Source organism: Streptomyces sp. NPDC002734 (assembly GCF_040295685.1).
GTDB lineage: Bacteria > Actinomycetota > Actinomycetes > Streptomycetales > Streptomycetaceae > Streptomyces.
In genome coordinates, this window is record NZ_JBEOVU010000040.1 from 1 (window position 1) to 22,027 (window position 22,027).

The following is a 22,027-nucleotide window of genomic DNA, read 5'->3' on the forward strand; positions in this document are numbered from 1 at the left end:
CGCCGGACGCTCCATCCGCAACGTCATCCACACCAGCGCCGGCGGTACCGCCGCCCGGGTGACCCTCTCCAACCACTACGGACAGCAGCCCCTGCCGGTGACGCCGGGCCGGGTCGGGGTGAGGCGTCTCCGGGCCGTCACCGCCCTGCGTCACGCCCTCCCGCTTCTCGCCGGACCCGCCCTGAGGCTCCTGAGGTGGTATGTCGGACAACCGGGACCCCTCCCCCACCGCACGGCGGACGAGGCCCGACGGTCCTGCCGGAACACACGCCGGTGCGGCGCGGGGCGGAACGGGGCCGGTCCCGGTGCGGTGTGTCGTGATGAGCGCCGCGTGATCACCAGGCAGCGGCGGCTCACGCTAGTACCGCCCGTCGGGAGAGGCCCGGAACGGAGGAGTCTGTGGCAACCCTGTGGCATGTCTGTGACACACGGGCCTCTGCGGCCCCAGGGGAGACGGCCCGCAACGGCCGACGGCCGGGCACCGAGAGGCGTCCGGCGGCGTGCATGCCCGCGAAGGCAGCCCTGGGCGGGCGGATGGCCACCGAGGGGCAGCTCCGCACGACCGCCAGGGCGCCCGCCGATGGACGCACAGCCACGGCAGCCGACCGAGGCACCACCGGGACGCAGTCGTCGCGGCACCGTTCCCCCGACGACCGGCGACCGTCACCCCGACAACCGGCAAGCGCCACCCGACAGCCGGCAACCGACACCCGACAACCGGCCCGACCTCCTCCCGGGGCCCCGCCGGCTCGGCCCCCGCGTGCGCAGACCTCACGTGCTCGGACCCCGCGTGCGCAGACCTCACGTGCTCGGACCCCGCGTTCGCGGATCCCACCCCCGGGGGATCACACCCCGGGGGATCCCGCCGCCCCGGATCCCACCGTCTCCGGGACCCACGCGGGCAACGGCTCGGTGCGCCCGGTCCATTCCGCGGGCGGCGCTCCGGCCGGGCCGGCCGCCGCGACGACGCCTCCCACCACCGCGCAGGTGGTGTCCACGTCCCCGCCGGCCCGGGCGGTGGTCCAGAAGGCCTTCCGGAAGTCGTTCCCCGCCCGCGCAGCGGACCAGAGGGCGAACGGAACCGTGTCCTGCGCGGTGCTGCGCCGCCCGCAGCCGACCACCGCGGCCACGGTGGCGGAGTCCTCGTAGTCGAGCAGCGTGCGCACCCGCTCCAGGCCGAGGCCGACCATGCTCCTGGCCGGCAGCAGGGCCAGCACCCCGTCGATCAGCTCCTCCGGGCGGTACGCCCCCGCGGACCGTGCGGCGAGGGCCGCGGCCGCGGCGACCGCCTGCGCCCCGGCCACCCCCTCGGGGTGACGGTGGGTGGTGACGGCCGACAGGGTGGCCTCGCGGACCGCGCGCTCCGGGTCGTCGGCGAACCAGGCGCCGAGCGGGGCGATCCGCATGGCGGCGCCGTTGCCCCAGGACCCCTGGCCCTCGAACAGCGCGGCGGACAGCTCACGCCAGTCGCCGCCCTCGCGGACCAGGCGGAGCATCCGGTTGACCGCCGGGCCGTAGCCGCGGTCGAAGTCGTGGTGCCGGGCGAAGGCGGCGGCCAGTTCGTCCTGGTCGACGCCGCCGCGCGCGGCGAGGACGGCCACCACCGAGCAGGCCATCTCGGTGTCGTCGGTCCATCCCCAGGTGCCGGGCGGGAGGTCGCCGCCGCGCAGCAGCGGCCCGTTGGCGGGGACGAAGAACTGGGAGCCGAGGGCGTCGCCCACGGTGAGGCCGGTCAGGGAGGCGAGGGCACGGTCCAGGCGTGCCCTCGGGTGGGAAGAGGGGTCAGTGGTCGGGGTCGTCACGCTGCCATCCTGCCGGTCGCCCCCGCCTCCGGCCAGGGGCTTTCGGCACGGGCTCGCGCCAGCGGTCGAAGGGCCGGTCCAGGGTGTATTTGCCGTTCTCCCCGAGAACGAGCATGCGGGTCTCGCCGTTCCCGGGGTTGGAGAGCGACTCGAACTCGTCGACCGTCCAGTGGAACCAGCGCATGCAGAAGAGCCGCATCGCCAGGCCGTGGGTGACCAGCAGGACGTTCGGCGGGTGGTCGGGGTGCTCGAAGCTGCGGAACAGGCTCTCCAGGAAGCCGCCGACCCGGTCGTAGACGTCGGCGCCGGACTCCCCCTGGGCGAAGCGGTAGAAGAAGTGACCGTAGGCGTCCCGGTTCTCCTTCTGGCGCGCCACGTCGTCGGGGTCCTGAAGGTTGCCCCAGTCCTGCTCGCGCAGCCGGGGCTCCTCGCGGACCCGCACCCGGGCAGGGTCGAGCCCCAGCCCCTGGAAGGTCTCGTGGGTCCGGCGGTAGGGCGAGACGTAGACGCTCACCCGGTCGTCGCCGAACACGTCACGGAGCCGGCGGCCGGTCTCCTCGGCCTGCCTCCAGCCCTGGGCGGTGAGGGGGAGGGCGTGGTCCGGGGTCTGCTCGTAGACGGAGTCGTCGGCGTTGCCGGAGGACTCGCCGTGCCGGACGAGGACGATGCGACGGGGTCGGGGCATACCGGCAACCCTAGATCGGGTGCCGGCGCCCGCGACGGCCTCCCTGCTTCTCAGGGACGTTCCGCCGGAATCACCGTCCACGTGGGCTCCAGATCCACTATGTCGCCGTCGAGGTCCGCCACGTCCGCCTCGAGCTGGGCGCGCAGGGCGAGCCGCTCGATGCGCTCGGTGCGGTACTTGGCCCGCTCGGCGGTCGACTGCCACATGGAGAGGATCATGAACTCGGGCCCCGGCGCCTCGGCGAACAGCCCGCGCACCATGCCGGGGGACCCCGCCATCGCGGGGTTCCACACCTTCTCCTGCATGAGCGCGAAGTGCTCGGCGCGCTCCTCGTGCACCCGGCAGTGGGCCACCCGGACCCGGTCGGCCTCGGCGAAGCGCGGCAGGAAGCCGGTCTTCACGTCGAACCGGTGGGTGAAGAGCCGGACCCGGGGGTCGCGGAAGGTCCCGGCCTGGGCGGTGGCCAGCCGGTCGTGGGAGAGCGCCATGAACGAGTCGTAGAGCACCCGGCTCTCCCAGAAGGAGAAGAGGTGCACGACGCCCGGCCGCATCCGGCTCCATCCACCACCCTGCCCATGGAAGCCGGACTCGCCGCGCAGACCCGCCCATTTTCGCTGCCCCTGCTCGAACCCCCGGGGGTCCGTGACCGTGCAGCGAATCCACTTGACCAGCACCGCGCCATCGTACGGCCACGAAGAGCGGCGAAGGAGGGCGCGAACTACCGGCGCACTCACCGGTGATGGCTCGCACACGCGTGGCAGGATGGACAACCGGCCTTCCGCGCGGTCCGGTTGGACCGGTGGGGCGAGCAACACGCCGCCGCGTCACGGGCGTCGGAGGGCCGCACGGACTCAGGCCCAGGGAAGGGGAGACAATGTCCGGCAGCGTTTCCGGCATCGGCAAGGGAATCGCCAAGGTCGAGGTGTCACTGAAGTGGGACCCCAGCCCGATGGGGCAACCGGCGATCGACCTCGACCTGGTGGCGGGGGTCTACCGGCACGCCGACCCGCACGGTACGCCCGCGTACGTGGTGCACTTCGACAGCCGCTCGCCCGACGGCACGATCACTCTGAGCCGGGACAGCCGGGACGGCAAGGGTTTCGGCTGGGACGAGGTGATGACCCTCGAACTCGGCCGCCTCGCCGAGGAGTTCGGCCGCGTGGTGGTCGGCGTGGTGATACAGCAGAGCAACGGGGAGCGGGCCTTCTCCCAGGTCCCCCAGGCCCGCTACCGGGTGGCCGAGGGATACACGGCGCTGGCCGAGGACGACTTCGCGGCGGTCCCCGGCGCCCGTGCGGCCACGCTGGCCGAGTTCCTCCACGAGGGCGGCCGCTGGCGCTTCCGCTCCGCGGTCCGGGGCTTCGACGACGCGGAGCGTTTCCCTCAGGCCATGGGGGCGGCGAGCGGCGGCTGACCCGTCCCGCGCCTCAACACATCCCGGCGGGGGCCCGGACACGGGCCCCCGCCGTGCGTGAAGCGGACCATCCGGCCGTCACCGGCCGCCAGGGCGTCGTGCGGTCCGTCGGCCACAGCAACGCCTCGGCACCGCCCGGCAAGCGGCCTCGGCGGCGCCCACCGCGGCGGGCAGAGCCGTTCCGACGATCAAGGCACGGACGCACGCGACGGCGGGAGGAGCGTGGAGCTCCTCCCGCCGTCGGCGTTCTCAACGGGTCGCGTCACCCGCGGGGGTCACGCGACACCGCCCGCGGTCAGCTGCAACCGCTGGTCGAGCCGCAGCCCTCGCAGACGTAGCAGGAACCGGCCCGCTGCATCTTGGTGCCGCAGGAGAAGCACAGCGGGGCGTCGGCCTGGATGCCCAGCTGCATCTCGACCAGCTCCGCGTTGGTGTGCGACTCACGCGGCGCCGGCTTGGCGACCGGGGCCTCGGCCTTCGGCGTCACCACGGGCGCCGACTGGGCGAGGGTCTCGGTGTCCATGTCGTCCTCCTCGAAGATCGGCTCGTAGGAACCGGTCTCCAGGTGGCGCTGACGCTCCTCGGCGGTGTGGATGCCGAGCGCGGACCGCGTCTCGAAGGGCAGGAAGTCCAGCGCCAGGCGGCGGAAGATGTAGTCGACGATCGACTGCGCCATCCGCACGTCCGGGTCGTCCGTCATGCCGGCCGGCTCGAAGCGCATGTTGGTGAACTTCGAGACGTAGGTCTCCAGCGGCACGCCGTACTGCAGGCCCACCGAGACGGCGATGGAGAAGGCGTCCATCATGCCGGCGAGGGTCGAGCCCTGCTTCGACATCTTCAGGAAGACCTCACCGAGACCGTCGTCCGGGTAGGAGTTGGCGGTCATGTAACCCTCGGCGCCGCCGACGGTGAAGGAGGTGGTGATCCCGGGCCGTCCCTTCGGCAGGCGCTTGCGCACCGGGCGGTACTCGACGACCTTCTCGACCTTGGCCGGGGCCTCGGCAACCGGCTCTGCCTTCTTCTCCTCCTCCTTCTTCTTGGCGGAGAGGGGCTGGCCGACCTTGCAGTTGTCGCGGTAGATGGCGAGCGCCTTGACGCCCAGCTTCCACGCCTCGAAGTAGATCTCCTCGACCTCCTCGACGGTCGCCGTCTCCGGCATGTTGACCGTCTTGGAGATGGCGCCCGAGATCCACGGCTGGATCGCGGCCATCATGCGGACGTGGCCCATCGGGGAGATGGCGCGCTCGCCCATGGCGCAGTCGAAGACCTCGTAGTGCTCCGGCTTGAGGCTCGGCGCGTCGATCACGTTGCCGTTCTCGGCGATGTGGGCGACGATCGCCTCGATCTGCTCCTCCTGGTAGCCCAGGCGGCGCAGGGCCTGCGGCACGGTGCCGTTGACGATCTGCATCGAGCCGCCGCCGACGAGCTTCTTGAACTTGACCAAGGCCAGGTCCGGCTCGACGCCCGTGGTGTCGCAGCCCATGGCCAGACCGATGGTGCCGGTCGGGGCCAGGACGGACGCCTGGGAGTTGCGGAAGCCGTTCTGCGCACCGAGGCGCAGGACGTCCTGCCAGGCCTCGGTCGCGGCGGCCCACACCGGGGAGTCCAGGTCGTCCATGCGGACGGCCACGGCGTTGGCGTCGGAGTGCTGCTTCATCACGCGCTGGTGCGGCTCGGCGTTGCGGGCGTAGCCGTCGTACGGACCGACGACGGCGGCCAGCTCGGCGGAGCGGCGGTAGGCGGTGCCGGTCATCAGGGAGGTGATGGAGCCGGCGAGGGAACGGCCGCCGTCCGAGTCGTAGGCGTGACCGGTGGCCATCAGCAGGGCGCCGAGGTTGGCGTAGCCGATGCCCAGCTCGCGGAAGGCGCGGGTGTTCTCACCGATCTTCTCGGTGGGGAAGTCCGCGAAGCAGATCGAGATGTCCATCGCGGTGATGACCAGCTCGACGACCTTCTGGAAGCGCTCGACGTCGAAGGACTGCTTGCCCTTGCCGTCGTCCTTCAGGAACTTCATCAGGTTCAGCGAGGCGAGGTTGCAGGACGTGTTGTCCAGGTGCATGTACTCGCTGCACGGGTTCGAGCCGTTGATCCGGCCGGACTCCGGGCACGTGTGCCAGTGGTTGATGACGTCGTCGTACTGGATGCCGGGGTCGGCGCAGGCCCAGGCCGCCTCGGCCATCTTGCGGAACAGGTCCTTGGCGTCGATCTCCTCGATGACCTCGCCGGTCATGCGGGCACGCAGGCCGAACTTGGAGCCGGTCTCGACGGCCTTCATGAACTCGTCGTTCACGCGGACCGAGTTGTTGGCGTTCTGGTACTGGACGGACGTGATGTCGTCGCCGCCCAGGTCCATGTCGAAGCCCGCGTCACGCAGGGCGCGGATCTTCTCCTCCTCCTTCACCTTGGTCACGATGAAGTTCTCCACGTCGGGGTGATCGACGTCGAGGATGACCATCTTGGCCGCGCGGCGCGTGGCGCCGCCGGACTTGATGGTTCCCGCGGAGGCGTCGGCGCCGCGCATGAAGGAGACCGGACCGGAGGCGTTGCCGCCGGAGGAGAGGAGCTCCTTGGAGGAGCGGATGCGGGACAGGTTCAGGCCCGCGCCCGAACCGCCCTTGAAGATCATGCCCTCTTCCTTGTACCACTCCAGGATCGATTCCATGGAGTCGTCGACGGAGAGGATGAAGCAGGCGGAGACCTGCTGCGGCTGCGGCGTGCCGACGTTGAACCAGACCGGGCTGTTGAAGCTGAAGATCTGGTGCAGCAGGGCGTAGGCCAGCTCGTGCTCGAAGATCTCGGCGTCCGCGGGCGAGGCGAAGTACTTGTTGTCCTCGCCGGCCTTGCGGTACGTCTTCACGATCCGGTCGATCAGCTGCCGAAGGCCGGTCTCGCGCTGCGGCGTGCCGACCGCGCCGCGGAAGTACTTGCTGGTGACGATGTTGACCGCGTTCACCGACCAGAAGTCGGGGAACTCGACGCCACGCTGCTCGAAGTTGATCGAGCCGTCGCGCCAGTTGGTCATGACGACGTCACGGCGCTCCCAGACCACCTCGTCGTACGGGTGCACGCCGGGGGTCGTGTGGACACGCTCGATGCGCAGTCCCTGCCGGGCCGCAGCAGCCTTGGAACCCTTGGCCCGGGAACCTCGTGCCGGACCGCTCGCCGTCTCTGTCATGCCGCCTCCCTGTATCGGGCAAAACGCCCTGAAGTGCCCCGTTCTTCCCATGGGGCACGTATCTGTCCTGTAAGCCGTGGGACGCCCTCGCGCCGTCGCCCACGACCGGTCCTTCTTCCACCGCCGTCCGGTCCGGCCCGGGCCGCTGCCCCGGCGCCGGTCCGCCCGCTCAGTCGGCGGCGCTCACGGGCGCGGGAGCGTTCACCGGCTCCACCTGCCCGCGGTCGTCTTCCCGGGCCCGCGCGCCCGAAGCGTCCTCGCCCGAAGCGTCGTCACCCGAAGCGTCCTGCGCCTCCTCGCCGGAGGCGGGACGCCTTGCCTCCCTCAGCTCCACGATCGCGCCCTCGAAGTCCTCCAGGGACTCGAAGGCCCGGTAGACGGACGCGAAGCGCAGGTAGGCCACCAGGTCGAGCTCCTGGAGCGGGCCGAGTATGGCCAGCCCCACGTCGTGCGTGGTGAGCTCGGCGCTGCCGGTGGCGCGCAGCGCCTCCTCGACCCGCTGCCCCAGCTTGGCCAGAGCGTCCTCGGTCACCGGCCTGCCCTGACAGGCCTTGCGGACGCCGTTGATGACCTTGCTGCGGCTGAACGGTTCGGTGACCCCGGAGCGCTTGATCACCATGAGTGAGCACGTCTCGACGGTGGTGAACCGCCGGGTGCACTCGGGGCACTGCCGGCGCCTGCGGATCGACGTGCCGTCGTCGGTCGTACGGCTGTCGACGACCCGGCTGTCGGGGTGCCTGCAGAAGGGGCAGTGCATGGTTCTCCAACCCTCCTCGCAAGCAGAAACAACGGCCTCAGGGACCCCGTGGGCCCCTCGAAGCGAGCACCAGCATAGGCGATGCCCTGGGGCTCGCAGACCACCCCCACCACAACTTCTGGGTGGCGCTGGAAATACAACCACTACATGTGGGGCCGCGGTGGGAAATGGCGGAACGCGCACCTCAGACACGCGTGTCCCGTCCGGCGGGCCGCGCCGGACCCGGGAAACGGGCCGCGCCGGGCCGTGACAACGGGGCCGGGAGCACGCCCGCGGGGGCCGCCGGCGACCGGTTGGGAAGGTAGCGTGAGCACCCGGCGGACACGGCGCGCGACTCCTGCGAGGATGCCGGGCCGGAGGGTGCCATGAGGTCGGCCCGCCGGGGTACCGGATGGCAGACTGTGGGTCGTCCGGGGCGGCCGCGGACCGGTGTGAAGCGTATACCGATGCCCTCTTTCGCCCCGGGACGGGGTGGTGTGCGGCCTTACACCCGAACACGGACGCGTGTCAGAGGGAACGGCATTTTTCACTCGAACGTGTGTTTGGCGCAACCTTTCGAAAGCCTCTACCGTTGTGCAGCAGGGAGACCATCGAGAGGGGCCGACGTGACCACCACCGCAGACAGCGCCACCATCACCGCCCAGGACCGCTCCCAGGGGCGTATCGAGCCGCAACACGCGGTGAACAACGCCGGGATCAACACCGCGATGAACGAAGCCACGCACCCCGAGGGGCCAAAGCGGTCCCTGCCGGGCCGACCTCCCGGCATCCGGGCGGACAGCTCGGGCCTCACCGACCGCCAGCGGCGCGTCATCGAGGTGATCCGTGACTCGGTGCAGCGCCGGGGGTACCCGCCGTCCATGCGGGAGATCGGGCAGGCCGTCGGCCTCTCCAGCACCTCCTCCGTGGCGCACCAGCTGATGGCGCTCGAGCGCAAGGGATTCCTGCGCCGCGACCCGCACCGGCCGCGCGCCTACGAGGTCCGCGCGTCGGACCAGGCGGCTCCCGTCCAGCCCACCGACACCGCGGGCAAGCCGGCCGCGTCCTACGTGCCCCTGGTGGGCCGTATCGCCGCCGGTGGGCCGATCCTGGCCGAGGAGTCGGTCGAGGACGTGTTCCCGCTCCCCCGCCAGCTGGTGGGCGACGGCGAGCTGTTCGTGCTGAAGGTCGTCGGCGACTCCATGATCGAGGCCGCGATCTGCGACGGCGACTGGGTCACGGTGCGCCGCCAGCCCGTCGCGGAGAACGGCGACATCGTCGCCGCGATGCTCGACGGCGAGGCCACGGTGAAGCGCTTCAAGCGCGAGGACGGCCATGTGTGGCTGCTGCCGCACAACGCCGCCTACGAGCCCATCCCGGGCGACGACGCCACCATCCTGGGCAAGGTGGTCGCGGTCCTGCGCCGCGTCTGAGGCAGGCGGCCGTCGGCCGCGTTAGACCGGGCCCCGGAACCCCTGCGCCGGTTCCGGGGCCCTGCCGTGTCCGTATGCGGTGCCGGGCCCCGAGCGGGGTACCGGTGGGCACCGCAGGGCCGCCCGGTGGGCACGGGGCACGCCCTGGCAGGTCCGGGTGCGGGTGCAGCGCTGCCCGAGGTGCCCGAGCCGTCGCCGCCCCGGCCGCCAGGCCCACCAGGCCACCGCAGGGGCCGTGGCCGGGCATCAGGCGGTCCCGGAGCCGACGAGGTGCGGCCAGAGGCCAGGGACGGCCAAGGGCAGGGTGGGCGGCAGGCACGGCGGCTGCTGCGGCCGGCGTGCCTGTCGCCGACCGTTCGCCGGCCGGGCGGCGCCTCTAGAGCCCTTCCTCCCGCGCCTTCGCGTCGATGGCGGCCAGCGAGCGGCGGACCTGGTTCGGGTCGGTCGTGTACCAGAAGTCCGGCATCCCCGCCTTGAGGAAGCTGCCGTACCGGGCGGTGGCCAGCCGCTGGTCGAGGACGGCGACCACGCCGCGGTCACCGGTGGCCCGGACCAGGCGGCCGGCCCCCTGCGCCATCAGCAGTGCCGCGTGGGTCGCGGCGACCGCCATGAAGCCGTTGCCGCCGCCCTCCTCCACGGCCTTCTGCCGCGCGCTCATGAGGGGGTCGTCGGGCCGGGGGAACGGGATCTTGTCCATGACCACCAGCTGGCAGCTGGGCCCCGGCACGTCCACGCCCTGCCAGAGGGAGAGCGTGCCGAACAGGCAGGTCCGCGGGTCGGCGGCGAAGTTCTTGATCAGCTCGCCGAGGGTCTCCTCGCCCTGCAGCAGGACGGGGAACTCCGGGATCCGCTCGCGCAGCTCCACGGCCGCGAGCTGCGCGGCCCGCATCGAGGAGAACAGGCCGAGGGTGCGCCCGCCGGCGGCCTGGATCAGCTCGGTGAGCTCGTCCAGCATGTCCGCCCGGTCGCCGTCCCGGGCCGGCCTGGCCAGGTGCTTGGCGACGTACAGGATGCCCTGCTTGGGGTAGTCGAACGGCGAGCCGACGTCGACGCCCTTCCACTGCGGGAGGTCCTCGCCCTCGACTCCCTCACGGCCGAGCCCCAGCGACGCGGCCACGCCGTTGAAGTCCCCGCCCAGCTTGAGCGTGGCGGAGGCCAGGACGACGCTGCGGTCGGCGAACAGCTTCTCCCGCATCAGCCCGGCCACCGACAGCGGCGCCACCCGCAGCGAGGCCCCGAACCGGTCGTGCCGCTCGTACCAGACGACGTCCCACTCGTTGTGATGGGTGATCCGCTCGGCGACGGCGTGCACGTTCTCGACGGAGGCCAGCGCCTGTTTGCGGACGGCGTCCTCGTCCTGGACGGACTTGTCCCGCGTGTTGCCGATGGCGGTGATCACCGACCGGCAGGCGTCCCGCAGCGCGGTGAGGGCGTAGGACAGGTTCTCGGGGATCTCCTCCAGGCGGCCCGGCAGCGCCAGCTCCATGACCCGCTCGAAGCCCTCGGAGGCGGTCTGCAGCTGGTCGGCGTACTTCTCGTCGACCAGCTTGGCGGCGCGGCGTACCGCCCGGCCGACCTGGCCGGGCGTGAGCTCCCCGGTGGCGACGCCGGTGACCCGGGAGACCAGCTCGTGCGCCTCGTCGACGATCAGCACCTCGTGCTGCGGGACCACGGGAGCGCCCTCGATGGCGTCGATGGCCAGCAGCGCGTGGTTGGTGACGATCACGTCGGCGAGCTTGGCCCGCTCGCGGGCGGCCTCGGCGAAGCACTCGGCGCCGTAGGCGCACTTGGTGGCGCCCAGGCATTCACGGGAGGACACCGACACCTGCTGCCAGGCCTTGTCGGAGACGCCCGGGGTGAGGTCGTCCCGGTCGCCGTTCTCGGTCTCGTCGGCCCAGTCGCGCAGCCGGAGCAGGTCCTGGCCGAGCTTGCTGGTGGGGGCGGCGGCCTCGAACTGGTCGAAGAGGCCCTCGTCCTCCTCCTGCGGCACACCCTCGTGCAGCCGGTGCAGGCACAGGTAGTTGGAGCGGCCCTTGAGGATCGCGTACTCGGGACGGCGCCGCAGCAGCGGGTGCAGCGACTCCACCGTGCGGGGCAGGTCGCGCTCGATCAGCTGGCGCTGCAGGGCCAGGGTGGCCGTGGCGACGACCACGCGCTCCCCGTGCGCGAGGGCGGGCACCAGGTAGCCGAGCGACTTTCCGGTGCCGGTGCCGGCCTGGACCAGCAGGTGCGTTCCGTCGTCGATGGCCTCCGCGACGGCTTCGGCCATGGTCACCTGACCGGGACGCTCCGTGCCGCCGACGGCCGCGACCGCGGCGTGCAGGAGTTCGGGGAGAGAGGGCTTCGTCATAGCGCCACCAACCCTAGTGCGTCCCTCCGACAACGCCCCGCCCGCGGATCAGCAGGGCAGCGCGTTTGCCGGGCAGCGCCAGCTCGGCGGCCCGGCGGAACCCGGCCCTCCGGAAGGCGCCGATGGAGGCGTGGTTACGGACGTCGGGCTCGGCGACGACCCGTGGGCAGGCCGGACGCCGTTCGAACACCAGCCGGACGACGGCGTCCAGCAGCAGGGCGCCCAGACCGCGGCCGCGGTCGGCGGCCTCGCCGATCAGCAGGTGCACACCGGTGTCGTGGGGGCGCGCGGGGTAGTGGTCCGCGAGCGGGTCCAGGTCGGCGCGGTAGATCTCCCAGTAGCTCATGGCGCGCCCGTCGAGCAGCCCGAGGCAGGGCAGGCTCCGGCCTCCACCGCCGACGCCACCGCTGCCTCCGTCACCGCCGTGCTGGGCGCGCAGGTGTTCCTCGGTCCGCCGGGGCGGCCCGGCGAGCTCCCAGAAGGCCGCCACCACGGGGTCGTTCATCCACCGGTGCACGAGACCGAGGTGTTCGGCGACGCGCACGGGCAGCAGCCGGAACTCCCCGGCAGGGGTGGCGACCGATGCCCGGTCGCCGGCCCGACCCGGGCGGTGGGACCCGTACCGGGCCGGACCGGCCTGGACGGCCCGGGCGGGCGCGGCGGCGGTCATCCGGCGTACACCGGGTTGGCGACGGTGACGTACACCGACTGCGTGTCGACCGGACCGACGAGTTCGTCGAGGCCGTGCAGCCGGGTGAGCAGGTTGGCCTTGCACCGCAGCAGCGGTTCGTCGAGGAGCCGGGCGGGCAGCGGGGAGCGGGTGCGGCCGGGGCCGGTGGACATGTCGGACAGGAAGCGGCGGAACGCGGCGAGCAGCAGACGCTCGTCGGCGAGCCGCTGCGAGCCGAACGCGCCGATCAGGCCGAGGACGTTGTTGACGCCGAGGTAGTAGGCGAAGCGTTCGTCGGTGACGGCGTCGGCGACGAAGGTGTCGCTGCGGCGGCCGACGCCGGGCAGCAGGGCCTCCAGCTCGGCCCGGCGCGACTCGCGGAAGTAGTACCCCTGGTTGTCCCGGTAGCGGCCGCCGGCCGGCCAGCCGTCCGCGTCCAGGACGACGAGGGTGTTCTGCTGGTGGGCCTCCAGGGCGACGCCCGCCTCCCCGTCCAGATCCAGCACCGGACGGACGACGGCGTGCAGGTAGCGCAGGAGCCACTCGGCGCAGACGGCGTCCAGGGGCCGTCCGGTGCGTTCGGAGAGGCCGGTGACCAGACCGGCGAGCCGGGAGACCGGCCGGCCGGGCCGCCGCGCGCAGGCCGGGCGGGGGGCGCAGAGCGCGGCGACGCACAGCACGTCGTCGGCCGGCCCGAACGGGTTGTGCCGCAGCACCGCGTCGAGTCCGCGCACCGGGCTGCCGTCCGGCGCGTCCACGGCCAGCCAGGCCGGGTCCCGGACGATGTCGAAGCCGGGATGCGCGGCACGCAGCCGGGCGCCGAGATCACCGCGCAGCAGCCGGTGGACCTCGACGCCTCGGTGGAGTTCCTTGCGGAGGTTCTCCCGGAGCGAGTTGGTGACGCGCAGGCCCAGCGACAGCTTGAGCATCACGGGGGCGCCGGTGCGGTACAGGGTGCGGACGGAGGAGGTGGGGCTCCAGGGCTCACCCCGGACGCCGAGGTCGGTGAGGAGGCCGGCGTCCAGCAGCGCCGTCACCCGGCCGTCGTCCCGCAGCCGTCGCCACTGCCAGGGATGCACGGGAAGCAGGGCGTGCCCAGGCGGGGCGTCAGGGGCCGGGCCGTGCAGCCGGGCGACGAGGTCCTGGGCGGGCACGGTCCTGCCGTCCTCGGTCCAGGCCGAATCCGCGGCCAGGGCGCCGGGGGCGACCGCGACCCAGTGCAGGGGGAAGGCCCCGCGGGTTTCCGGGGAGTACCGCACGAGCTCTTCGTCGGTCAGTCCTTCCCGGCTCTTGGGGGCCGGGTGGAAGGGGTGCCCGAGGAGGAGGGCCTGCTCGGCGCCGAGGAAGAGGTCGGGGACCGGAGCCGGACCGAGGCCCCTGCCGTGGAAGCGTTCGGTCAGGAACACGGCGGTGCGGCGGGCAGAGTCGATCACCCGGGCCACCGGGCCGGGGCCGTCGCCGGGTGCCGCTCCCGGTCCGACGGGCGCCGTGGTGGTCCCCCCGTACGGAGCCCTCTCGTGCGGAGCCATCTCGTGCGGAGCCCTCTGGTGCGCTGCCGTCTCCGCGTGGGCCGCCGTCTCCCGCGCCAGCAGCGCGGCGAGCAGCGCCGCGTCCACCGGGGGTGTGGAGGCGGGCGCGGTGGCGGGCCGGGCCGCGCCGAAGCGGTGCAAGCCGGTGGGCGACCAGTACCGGACCGGCACGACCAGCTCGGCGCCGCACGCGGGCAGCGGCACCCGCAACGGCAGACCCAGCGGCGGCGCGGGCAGGTTCCGCTCCCGCACCCAGCAGCGCAGCAGGTTCTCCACGGTGGCGGCGTCGGCGACGGCCAGGGGGTCCGCGCCCTCCAGCGGGTCGGCGACGGCGCCGCCGTCCACCTCGGCGTCGTCGCCGGTGGCCCTGGCGCGGGGCAGGAGGGTCGGCTCGGTGGGCGGGGTGACGTTCAACTGGTCCTCACAGCAGGGATGGTGCAGAAGTACGGGCGACACAGGCTGAAGGCGGGACGGGCTCGCGGGCGGACCGTGACGGCGGGCACGGCCCGGAGGCGCCGCGCCGCACGCCGCGGCCCGCAGGCGGCGGGACGGTGGAGACGTCCGGACGGCAGGCGGCCGGAAGCGTGCCGGTGGCGGTCGCACGCCGCGCGGAACCACCCGCCGTCGGGCCGCGGACTTCCGGGCACGCGCGCGATGTTCGGTCGCGGACATACGAGGCCCGCAGGTTCGCGGGACCGCGCGATGTTCGGCCACGGATGTGCAGGGGTCGCGGGCGTGAGCGACCCGCGCGATGTTCGGCCACGGATGTGCAGGGGTCGCGGGCGTGAGCGACCCGCGCGATGTTCGGCCGCGGAGGTGCGGGGCCCGGGGGCGTGCGGGACCCGCGCGGTGTCGGCCGGGGGGCGGGCCCGGCCCCGTGGACGGCTCAGGGCCGTGCGGTGTCCGCCGCGGCCCTCACCGCGTCGGCCAGCCGCTCCAGCACGGCGTCCGCCTGTTCGTCGCTGACCGTCAACGGCGGCAGCAGGCGCACCACTTCGGCACGCGGACCCCCGAGGCCGACGATCAGCCCCCGCCGCAGGCACTCCCGGCGCACCGCCGCCGCCTGCCCGGACACGCCGCACGGAGCCCCGGTGACCGGGTCCGCGGCCGCGGCCGTGACCGTGACCGCGGCCGGGTCAGGGGCCGTGAACTCCAGGCCCAGCATCAGCCCGCGTCCGCGGACGCCCGCGACGGACGGGAAACGGGCCGCCAGTTCGCGCAGTCGGGCCAGCATGCGCTCCCCCACCACCGCGGCCCGCTCGGCCAGCCGGTGCTCGCGGACATGGGCGAGGGTCGCCGCGCCCGCCGCCATGGCGAGCTGGTTGCCCCGCGCCTCGTCGGCCGACGCGGCCCGGACCGCCGAGACGGCCGCACGGCCCTCGGCGGCTGGGGCGGAGGCGGTGGCCTCCAGGTCCTCCCGGTGCACCACCACCGCCAGCGGCAGGCTGCCGCCGATCGCCTTGGCCAGCACCATCACGTCCGGCACCACCTCGCTGTGCTCCACGGCCCAGAACGCGCCGGTCCGCCCGACCCCGGTCACCGTCTCGTCGACGATCAGCGGCACCCCGAGCGCCCGCGTCGCCTTCCGCACAGCGCGCAGCCGTCCGTCGTCCAGAGGTTCGGCGACCACTCCGGCGGGCCGCGGAGCCCCCGCGGCGCACCCTTCGAGCAGCGCCTCCACGCTCGCGTGCCCCTCCCCCGGCCGGTCGGCCGGCACCGGGGGCCCGGCGGACCCGGTGGCGTCCTGGACCAGGCGGGAGGCCACGGCCAGGGCGTCCGCCGCGGCGGGCCCGCAGAAGCGGACCCGCGCCCCCCGCGCCTGCCCGGGCGGCAGCGTGGCGAGCAGTTCGGCGACGAACCGCTCCTCGACCGGTGTGCTCAGGTCCAGCACGCCGATGGGCGCGCCCGAGTCGAGCACCTCCCGCACCGCCGCCAGCACCACCGGGTGATTGTGCCCCAGCGCCAGCGCCCCGTCACCCGACAGACAGTCCAGGTAGCGGCGGCCGTCGGCGCCCTCGACGGTCATGCCCCGGGCGCGCACCGGCACGATCGGCAGGGCGCGCGCGTACGTCCGCGCCGACGCCTCCCGCAGCGGCTGCCTGCGCACGGATTCGGTCAAGGCCACCCTCTGGTCCTCCCGCCGCCCCACGTCGTCGGGGCCGGGCATGGACAGCCGTCCCCTCACCGCTACAACTGCCGGCGCTTCGCGAGGGACACGGGTGAAACCCGAGTTCCGGGAAAGCCGCAGGGTGAGCCGACTCCCCCTCGTGACGGAACCGTTGCCGATCCGTCGGCAGTCACCCACAGCCACCGCCTAGGGTGGCGGTGGCTGATCGGGCACCGTGGGTGACCGGTCCCATCACGTCCAAGCGCACTCACGCCAGGGGGAGTTCTGCAATGCGACCCATACGCCCGCCCTTTCCGCACGGCCGGGGAACGACCGGGGGAGGGTCCTCCCGTGCCCGCCGTGGCGGCTTCCGCCCTCTCGCCGCCGTCGTCCTCGCCTCAGCCCTGGCGCTGACCGCGGGCGCCTGCGGCCCGGAGGACGTCACCGGCGCCGACAAGCCGAAGGTGTCCGTGCCGGACGTCGGCGACGGAAAGATCAAGATCCCCCAGGAGCTGACCGACAAGCTCAAGGAGCACGGGATCGACCTCGACGAGTGGCGGGGCGGCGCCTGGAAGAACTGGGACCGGGACGACTGGCTGCGCGAGGCCGACCAGTTCATCAACCCGATCATCGAGGACCTCTGGAACTCCGACCGCATGCGGGAGGCCGAGGACCCGGCGAACACGGTCGACGAGAACGACCTCTCCGGCGACCAGGGCGTGACCGACCCGACGCCCCAGGTGGTGGAGGCCGCAGCGGTGGCGACGCCGTACAGCAGGTCCGCGCCCGCCGCGGGCAAGCTCTTCTTCGACGGACCGCAGGGCACCATGGTCTGCTCGGCGACGGTGGTGAAGGACCCGGCCAACCCGGGGAAGTCGAACCTGGTGTGGACGGCGGGCCACTGCGTGCACGCCGGTGAGAAGGGCGGCTGGTACCGCAACATCGCCTTCGTCCCCGCCTACAACGACAAGGGCCTCAGCGGCCAGAAGCTGGCCGACGCCGCGCCCGAGCAGCTCGCTCCGCACGGCCTGTGGTGGGCCCAGGTCGCGATGACCTCGGACCAGTGGATCGCGCAGGGCGGCCAGACCGGCGGCAACGGAGCGCCGTTCGACTACGCGGTGCTGAAGGTGACCCCGGAGAACGGCGGCGGCAAGTCGCTGGAGGAGACGGTGGGCACGGCGCTGCCCGTCGAGTTCGACGCCCCGGCCGTGCCGGACGTCGACAGCATCACCGCCACCGGTTACCCGGCCGCCGCCCCCTACGACGGTGAGCGGATGTTCCGGTGCCAGGACGAGCCGGGCCGCCTGTCGGTGGTGGCCAGCGACCCGACCATGTACCGGATCGGCTGCTCGATGACGGCCGGCTCCTCCGGCGGCGGCTGGGTCGCCAAGGGCTCGGACGGCAAGCAGGCGTTGGTCTCCAACACCTCCATCGGCCCGATCTCGGCGGGCTGGCTGGCCGGTCCGCGCCTCGACGCCCAGGCCGAGAAGCTCTACAAGAAGGTCAGCGCGGAGTAACGGGCTCCGGCCCCGAGCAGCACGAGGGCCCGCCTTCCCGGTCGAACCGGGAAGGCGGGCCCTCGTGCGTACTCGGCCCTACGGGCTCCGTGACCCGAAGGGGGTCACGGCCCGACAGGTCAGGCGGTGGCCGGCGTGAACGGGGCGAGGTCCGACGCCAGCTCCTCGTGCACCCGCACCTTGAGAAGGGTGCCCTCCGCGGTGTGCTCCTCGGAGATCACCTCGCCCTCGGTGTGCGCCCGCGCCACCAGCTTGCCGTGGGTGTACGGGACGAGCGCCTCGACCTCGACGGCCGGGCGGGGCAGCTCGGCGTCGATCAGCTCCAGCAGCTCGTCGATGCCCAGCCCCGTACGGGCCGACACCGCGATGGAGCGCTTCTCGACCCGCATCAGCCGCTGGAGTTCCAGCGGGTCCGCGGCGTCCGCCTTGTTGATCACGACGATCTCCGGCACGCCGGTGGCGCCGACGTCACGGATCACCTCGCGGACCGCGGCCAGCTGCTCCTCCGGGTTCGGGTGCGAGCCGTCCACCACGTGCAGGATCAGGTCGGACTCGCCGACCTCCTCCATGGTGGAGCGGAACGCCTCGACCAGGTGGTGCGGCAGGTGGCGCACGAAGCCGACGGTGTCGGCCAGGGTGTACACCCGCCCGCTGGGCGTCTCGGCCCGGCGCACGGTCGGGTCCAGGGTCGCGAACAGCGCGTTCTCGACCAGGACGCCCGCGCCGGTGAGGCGGTTGAGCAGGGACGACTTGCCGGCGTTGGTGTATCCGGCGATGGCGACCGAGGGCACCTTGTTGCGGCGCCGTTCCTGACGCTTCACGTCACGGCCGGTCTTCATCTCCGCGATCTCCCGGCGCATCTTCGCCATCTTCTCGCGGATCCTGCGCCGGTCCGTCTCGATCTTGGTCTCACCGGGACCACGGGTGGCGAGGCCGCCGCCCTTGCCGCCGCCCATCTGACGGGACAGGGACTGACCCCAGCCGCGCAGTCGCGGGAGCATGTACTGCATCTGCGCCAGCGCGACCTGCGCCTTGCCCTCTCGGGACTTGGCGTGCTGGGCGAAGATGTCGAGGATCAGCGCGGTCCGGTCGATGACCTTGACCTTGACGACGTCCTCGAGGTGGATCAGCTGGCCAGGGCTCAGCTCACCGTCGCAGATGACGGTGTCCGCGCCCGACTCGATCACGATGTCGCGCAGCTCGTTGGCCTTGCCGGAGCCGATGTAGGTGGCCGCGTCAGGCTTGTCACGCCGCTGGACCAGGCCGTCGAGCACCAGCGCGCCCGCCGTCTCGGCGAGGGCGGCGAGCTCGGCCAGCGAGTTCTCCGCGTCCCGCGCCGTACCTGAGGTCCACACCCCGACGAGCACGACCCGCTCCAGGCGGAGCTGCCGGTACTCGACCTCGGTGACGTCCTCGAGTTCGGTGGAGAGGCCCGCGACGCGGCGCAGGGCCGCCCGCTCGGAGCGGTCGTACTGCTCGCCGTCCCGCTCGCCGTCGATCTCGTGGCTCCAGGCGACGTCCTCTTCCATCAGGGCATCGGCCCGAAGGGCGTGCGCGGCGCGCTGAGAGTCCTGGGAAGTGGATGAAGAGGAGGTCATTGGGTCCTTACGTCGAAGGGTGTGATGGCGGGCCGTGCGGTCCGTCACTGGTCACAACGTCCGGGTGCCCCGGGAGATTCCCGGGCAACCCGCCCGTGCCCCACGATGGTCCCACGGCGCCGCCGCCCCGTCACCGGGTTATGTGCCGCCGCGACGACGGTGCACCCGCGCGGCGGTCACCCGCGTGCGGGTACGGGCCCGGGTGCGCCTGGCCGCGCCCCACGTGAGAGAGCTGGGCGGGCAGCACCTGCCCGAGCCCTGCATGCGCGAGCCCCACGTGACCGGACTCCACGTTCCACCGCCCCGCCCCGTCACTGCGTGTGGCCGAGCTCCGTGTGCCGGTGCCCCACATGGCCGTGCCCCATGGGCTCGTGCCCCACGTGCCCGTGCCCCAGGCCGGGGGCGGGGATCACCGTGCGGCCCTGGGCCGGCTTGCCCTCGGCCGTGGGAGCCTCCGCCTTCCAGTCCGGGTGCCCCGGCATCGGCGGGGTCCGGGTGTCCTGGAGCCAGGCACGGAAGAAGCCGTCCAGGTCGCGCCCGGCGACCTCGGAGGCGAGCCGCACGAAGTCCGCGGTGGTCGCGGTGGCGTCCTGGTGGCGGTGCACCCAGGCCCGCTCGACCTGCTCGAAGGCGTGCCGTCCGATCTCCTGCCGCAGGGCGTACAGCACCAGCGCGGCCCCGTCGTAGATCACCGGCCGGAAGATGCCGATCTTCTGCCCGTCCCTGGGCGCCTTGGGGGCGGCCGGCGGTCCCCCGGCGGCACGCCACTTGTCGGAGGAGGCGTAGGCGGCCTTCATCCGCTCCTCCAGCGTGCGGTGCCCGGTCTCCTCGCCGTACAGCGCCTCGTACCAGGTGGCGTGGCCCTCGTTGAGCCAGACGTCGGACCAGGTGGCCGGGGTGACGCTGTCGCCGAACCACTGGTGGGCGAGCTCGTGCACCATGATCGACTCGACCAGCCAGGCGGGGATCGCGGGCTCGGTGAAGAGGAAGCGCTCGAAGAGGGAGAGCGTCTGGGTCTCCAGCTCGAACCCGGTGGCGGTGTCGGCGATCAGCACCCCGTACGTCTCGAACGGGTAGGGGCCGACCTTGTTCTCCATCCACGCGATCTGGCCGGGTGTCTTCGCCAGCCACGGCTCCAGCTTCGCGCGGTCGGCGGCGGGGACGACGTCCCGCAGCGGCAGCCCGTGCGGCCCCTTGCGGCCGACCACGGCGGAGCGGCCCACCGAGACCTGGACCAGTTCGGTGGCCATCGGGTGCTTGCTCCGGTAGGTCCAGGTGCGGCTCCCGGCGTCCCGGTCGGCGTTCTGCGGGCGCTTGTCCGGCAGGCCGTTCGCCACGGCCGTCAGCGCGGCGGGGGCGGTGACGTGGATCGTGTAGAGCGCCTTGTCGGAGGGGTGGTCGTTGCAGGGGAAGACCAGGTGGGCGGCGTCGGCCTGGTTGGCCATGGCGAGGCCGTCCTTGGTCACCACCCAGCCGTGCTGCTGGTCCTTCGGCGGCCGTGGGTCGCTGGTGTGCCGGACGACGATGCGGGTGGTGTCGCCGGGCTCCGGCGTCCGGCGGGGCGTGATCACCAGGTCCTCGCCGGCGGTGGCGAAGGCGGCCTTCTCGCCGTCCACCGTCACCGAGGAGACCACGCCGTGCGCGAAGTCGAGGTTGATCCGCTCCAGGCGGTGGGTCACCTCGGCCTCGATGGTGGTGACCGCCTTCATCGGCCGGCTGTTGGAGCCCGGGTAAGCGAAGCGCAGGTCGTAGGAGCGGACGTCGTATCCCGGGTTGCCCAGCTGGGGGAAGAGCCGGTCGCCGACGCCGAGGGGCTCGGCGGGGGTGGGGTCGGGTGCGGCGGCCGCCACCAGGCAGACGGAGACGGCCGAGGCGAGCAGGGCGGCGCGGGCTGCGCGGCGGGGGCGGTGCGTGAGCATCCCCCACGGCTACCAGGACCGGCCCCCGCCGCGGGGACGACTCGCGTCCTTCCCACCCGAACGGGTTCCGGCCGCGTCACGCACGTAGGGCGGGCTGTCCGGTGTGGTCGTTGTGCCAGATCGCCGCGGTCAGCGCGAGGATGCGCTGCATGACGCGGGCGACGACTGCACGCAGCCAATGTGGAATCAATCTCCTAACATCCCATGGCATGCCGATTTTCGTGCACTTGACCTCAGCGGCGAACGCTCCGCGCATCCGACGGTCCGGGATCCGGGCGGCCGGCCACGGACAGGGCAGCGCACGCGGGGTCTACTGCTTCCCGGTGCTGCCGTCGTACACCCTCACCCACCAATGGCTGCGCGAGCTGGCCCGTTTCGGCAGCCGGGGCGGGATTGTGGCCGTCCACGTACGGCTGGACGACGCCCAGCAGGTGCTGGTCGGACGCTATACCGACCGGGCGCGGGACGCCCAGGCCACCGTTTCTGCGGCAGAGGCGGTGCGGCGGATCGCGGCACTGGAGGATCCGCGCGGGTGGGAGGTGTTCGTACCCCGGGCGATCCGGCCACGTGAAGTGCACCGGGTCCGCGCTGCGCCGCAGGTGGTGGGCTGGCGGTACCAGCCGGACGCGCACGGTGCGCGCCCCTGCACCTGTTTCGGGTGCCGGGTGCGCGGCGGGTACGGAGCGCGGCGCCTGCGTGAGCGGTTGCCGCATCCGCTGGACGGTCCGCCGCCACCGGCCAGGGTGCTGCTCGCCAGGGTCGCCGCAGCCGGTGACCCAGGGGACCCAGCCGCGCTGCGGGAGGCACTGCATTGGTTCGGAATGCGCCGGCGGGGCCCGCTCGCCCAGTTGGGCCGCCTCGCCACCCACCCCGACCCCGGGGTGCGGGAGGAACTGGTGTGGGCGGTGGCCCGCTGGTCCACTCCTGGGGTCACCGCACTGCTGGACGACCTCGCCGACGACCCGCACTCGGATGTCCGGGAGGCGGTGGAAGCGGTCCGCGCTTCACAGTGACCACCGACCGCCTGGGATCAATCATCTGGCACCCCCGCCAGACACGAGGGCGGGCCTTCCGCACCGCACGAGCCTTCGG

General features: G+C 73.0%; 15 protein-coding genes. 4 read left to right on the forward strand and 11 right to left on the reverse strand.

Annotated features, from left to right (window positions below):
* Positions 1–845: 845 nt before the first annotated feature.
* From ABT026_RS27890 to ABT026_RS27900, 3 genes are read right to left on the reverse strand one after another with little or no spacing between them, the layout of a single operon-like run.
* Positions 846–1,802, reverse strand: a complete 957-nt coding sequence (locus ABT026_RS27890; protein ID WP_351117933.1) for an ADP-ribosylglycohydrolase family protein — start codon at positions 1,800–1,802, stop codon at positions 846–848.
* On the reverse strand, positions 1,783–2,487 hold the full coding sequence (locus ABT026_RS27895; RefSeq protein ID WP_351117934.1) for a histidine phosphatase family protein: 705 nt from the start codon (positions 2,485–2,487) through the stop codon (positions 1,783–1,785). Before ABT026_RS27895 ends, ABT026_RS27890 begins: the two co-directional genes overlap by 20 nt.
* A gap of 50 nt (positions 2,488–2,537) precedes the next feature.
* Positions 2,538–3,161, reverse strand: coding sequence for a YdbC family protein (locus tag ABT026_RS27900; RefSeq protein ID WP_351117935.1), 624 nt, complete (start codon positions 3,159–3,161; stop codon positions 2,538–2,540).
* 200 nt (positions 3,162–3,361) lie between these two features.
* Here ABT026_RS27900 and ABT026_RS27905 point away from each other — a divergent pair, with 200 nt between their 5' ends.
* Positions 3,362–3,901: a TerD family protein gene (locus ABT026_RS27905; RefSeq protein ID WP_351117936.1), complete on the forward strand. Its 540-nt coding sequence runs from the start codon at positions 3,362–3,364 to the stop codon at positions 3,899–3,901.
* Positions 3,902–4,196: 295 nt separating this feature from the next.
* Here ABT026_RS27905 and ABT026_RS27910 read toward each other — a convergent pair whose 3' ends face one another.
* Both ABT026_RS27910 and nrdR read right to left on the reverse strand, forming a co-directional pair.
* Entirely contained in the window at positions 4,197–7,076 is a 2,880-nt protein-coding gene (locus ABT026_RS27910; protein ID WP_351117937.1) for a vitamin B12-dependent ribonucleotide reductase, read from the reverse strand.
* A 169-nt stretch (positions 7,077–7,245) separates the two neighbouring features.
* On the reverse strand, positions 7,246–7,833 hold the full coding sequence (nrdR, locus tag ABT026_RS27915; protein WP_351117938.1) for a transcriptional regulator NrdR: 588 nt from the start codon (positions 7,831–7,833) through the stop codon (positions 7,246–7,248).
* Positions 7,834–8,438: 605 nt separating this feature from the next.
* Here nrdR and lexA point away from each other — a divergent pair.
* Positions 8,439–9,245, forward strand: a complete 807-nt coding sequence (gene lexA, locus ABT026_RS27920; protein WP_351117939.1) for a transcriptional repressor LexA — start codon at positions 8,439–8,441, stop codon at positions 9,243–9,245.
* 376 nt (positions 9,246–9,621) lie between these two features.
* Here lexA and ABT026_RS27925 read toward each other — a convergent pair whose 3' ends face one another.
* The 4 genes from ABT026_RS27925 to ABT026_RS27940 form a co-directional block, all read right to left on the reverse strand.
* Entirely contained in the window at positions 9,622–11,595 is a 1,974-nt protein-coding gene (locus ABT026_RS27925; RefSeq protein WP_351117940.1) for an ATP-dependent DNA helicase, read from the reverse strand.
* 13 nt (positions 11,596–11,608) lie between these two features.
* The gene (locus ABT026_RS27930; RefSeq protein ID WP_351117941.1) at positions 11,609–12,265 is read right to left on the reverse strand and encodes a GNAT family N-acetyltransferase; all 657 of its coding nucleotides are present in this window, start codon (positions 12,263–12,265) and stop codon (positions 11,609–11,611) included.
* Complete coding sequence (locus ABT026_RS27935) at positions 12,262–14,334, reverse strand: IucA/IucC family protein (protein WP_502968071.1); 2,073 nt, start codon at positions 14,332–14,334, stop codon at positions 12,262–12,264. Before ABT026_RS27935 ends, ABT026_RS27930 begins: the two co-directional genes overlap by 4 nt.
* A 346-nt stretch (positions 14,335–14,680) precedes the next feature.
* Positions 14,681–15,961 (reverse strand): aminotransferase class III-fold pyridoxal phosphate-dependent enzyme, encoded by a 1,281-nt coding sequence (locus ABT026_RS27940; protein ID WP_502968067.1) that lies wholly within the window; start codon positions 15,959–15,961, stop codon positions 14,681–14,683.
* A gap of 230 nt (positions 15,962–16,191) precedes the next feature.
* On the opposite strand from ABT026_RS27940, the gene ABT026_RS27945 reads away from it, so the two are divergent.
* Positions 16,192–17,418, forward strand: coding sequence for a trypsin-like serine peptidase (locus ABT026_RS27945; RefSeq protein ID WP_351117943.1), 1,227 nt, complete (start codon positions 16,192–16,194; stop codon positions 17,416–17,418).
* 119 nt (positions 17,419–17,537) lie between these two features.
* On the opposite strand, the gene hflX is transcribed toward ABT026_RS27945, so the two are convergent.
* A complete protein-coding gene (hflX, locus tag ABT026_RS27950; RefSeq protein WP_351117944.1) occupies positions 17,538–19,016 on the reverse strand; it encodes a GTPase HflX in 1,479 nt (492 codons plus the stop codon).
* 311 nt (positions 19,017–19,327) lie between these two features.
* Positions 19,328–20,935 (reverse strand): M1 family metallopeptidase, encoded by a 1,608-nt coding sequence (locus tag ABT026_RS27955; protein WP_351117945.1) that lies wholly within the window; start codon positions 20,933–20,935, stop codon positions 19,328–19,330.
* Positions 20,936–21,144: 209 nt separating this feature from the next.
* On the opposite strand from ABT026_RS27955, the gene ABT026_RS27960 reads away from it, so the two are divergent.
* Positions 21,145–21,948, forward strand: coding sequence for a HEAT repeat domain-containing protein (locus tag ABT026_RS27960; RefSeq protein WP_351117946.1), 804 nt, complete (start codon positions 21,145–21,147; stop codon positions 21,946–21,948).
* The last annotated feature ends 79 nt before the right edge of the window (positions 21,949–22,027 follow it).

Coding starts and splice junctions, on each gene's coding strand:
- ABT026_RS27895 (WP_351117934.1), bottom strand. CDS start 2,487: ATGCCCCGACCCCGTCGCATCGTCCTCGTCCGGCACGGCGAGTCCTCC.
- ABT026_RS27905 (WP_351117936.1), top strand. CDS start 3,362: ATGTCCGGCAGCGTTTCCGGCATCGGCAAGGGAATCGCCAAGGTCGAG.
- ABT026_RS27910 (WP_351117937.1), bottom strand. CDS start 7,076: ATGACAGAGACGGCGAGCGGTCCGGCACGAGGTTCCCGGGCCAAGGGT.
- nrdR (WP_351117938.1), bottom strand. CDS start 7,833: ATGCACTGCCCCTTCTGCAGGCACCCCGACAGCCGGGTCGTCGACAGC.
- ABT026_RS27925 (WP_351117940.1), bottom strand. CDS start 11,595: ATGACGAAGCCCTCTCTCCCCGAACTCCTGCACGCCGCGGTCGCGGCC.
- ABT026_RS27930 (WP_351117941.1), bottom strand. CDS start 12,265: ATGACCGCCGCCGCGCCCGCCCGGGCCGTCCAGGCCGGTCCGGCCCGG.
- ABT026_RS27940 (WP_502968067.1), bottom strand. CDS start 15,961: ATGCCCGGCCCCGACGACGTGGGGCGGCGGGAGGACCAGAGGGTGGCC.
- ABT026_RS27945 (WP_351117943.1), top strand. CDS start 16,192: ATGCGACCCATACGCCCGCCCTTTCCGCACGGCCGGGGAACGACCGGG.
- hflX (WP_351117944.1), bottom strand. CDS start 19,016: ATGACCTCCTCTTCATCCACTTCCCAGGACTCTCAGCGCGCCGCGCAC.
- ABT026_RS27955 (WP_351117945.1), bottom strand. CDS start 20,935: ATGCTCACGCACCGCCCCCGCCGCGCAGCCCGCGCCGCCCTGCTCGCC.
- ABT026_RS27960 (WP_351117946.1), top strand. CDS start 21,145: ATGCCGATTTTCGTGCACTTGACCTCAGCGGCGAACGCTCCGCGCATC.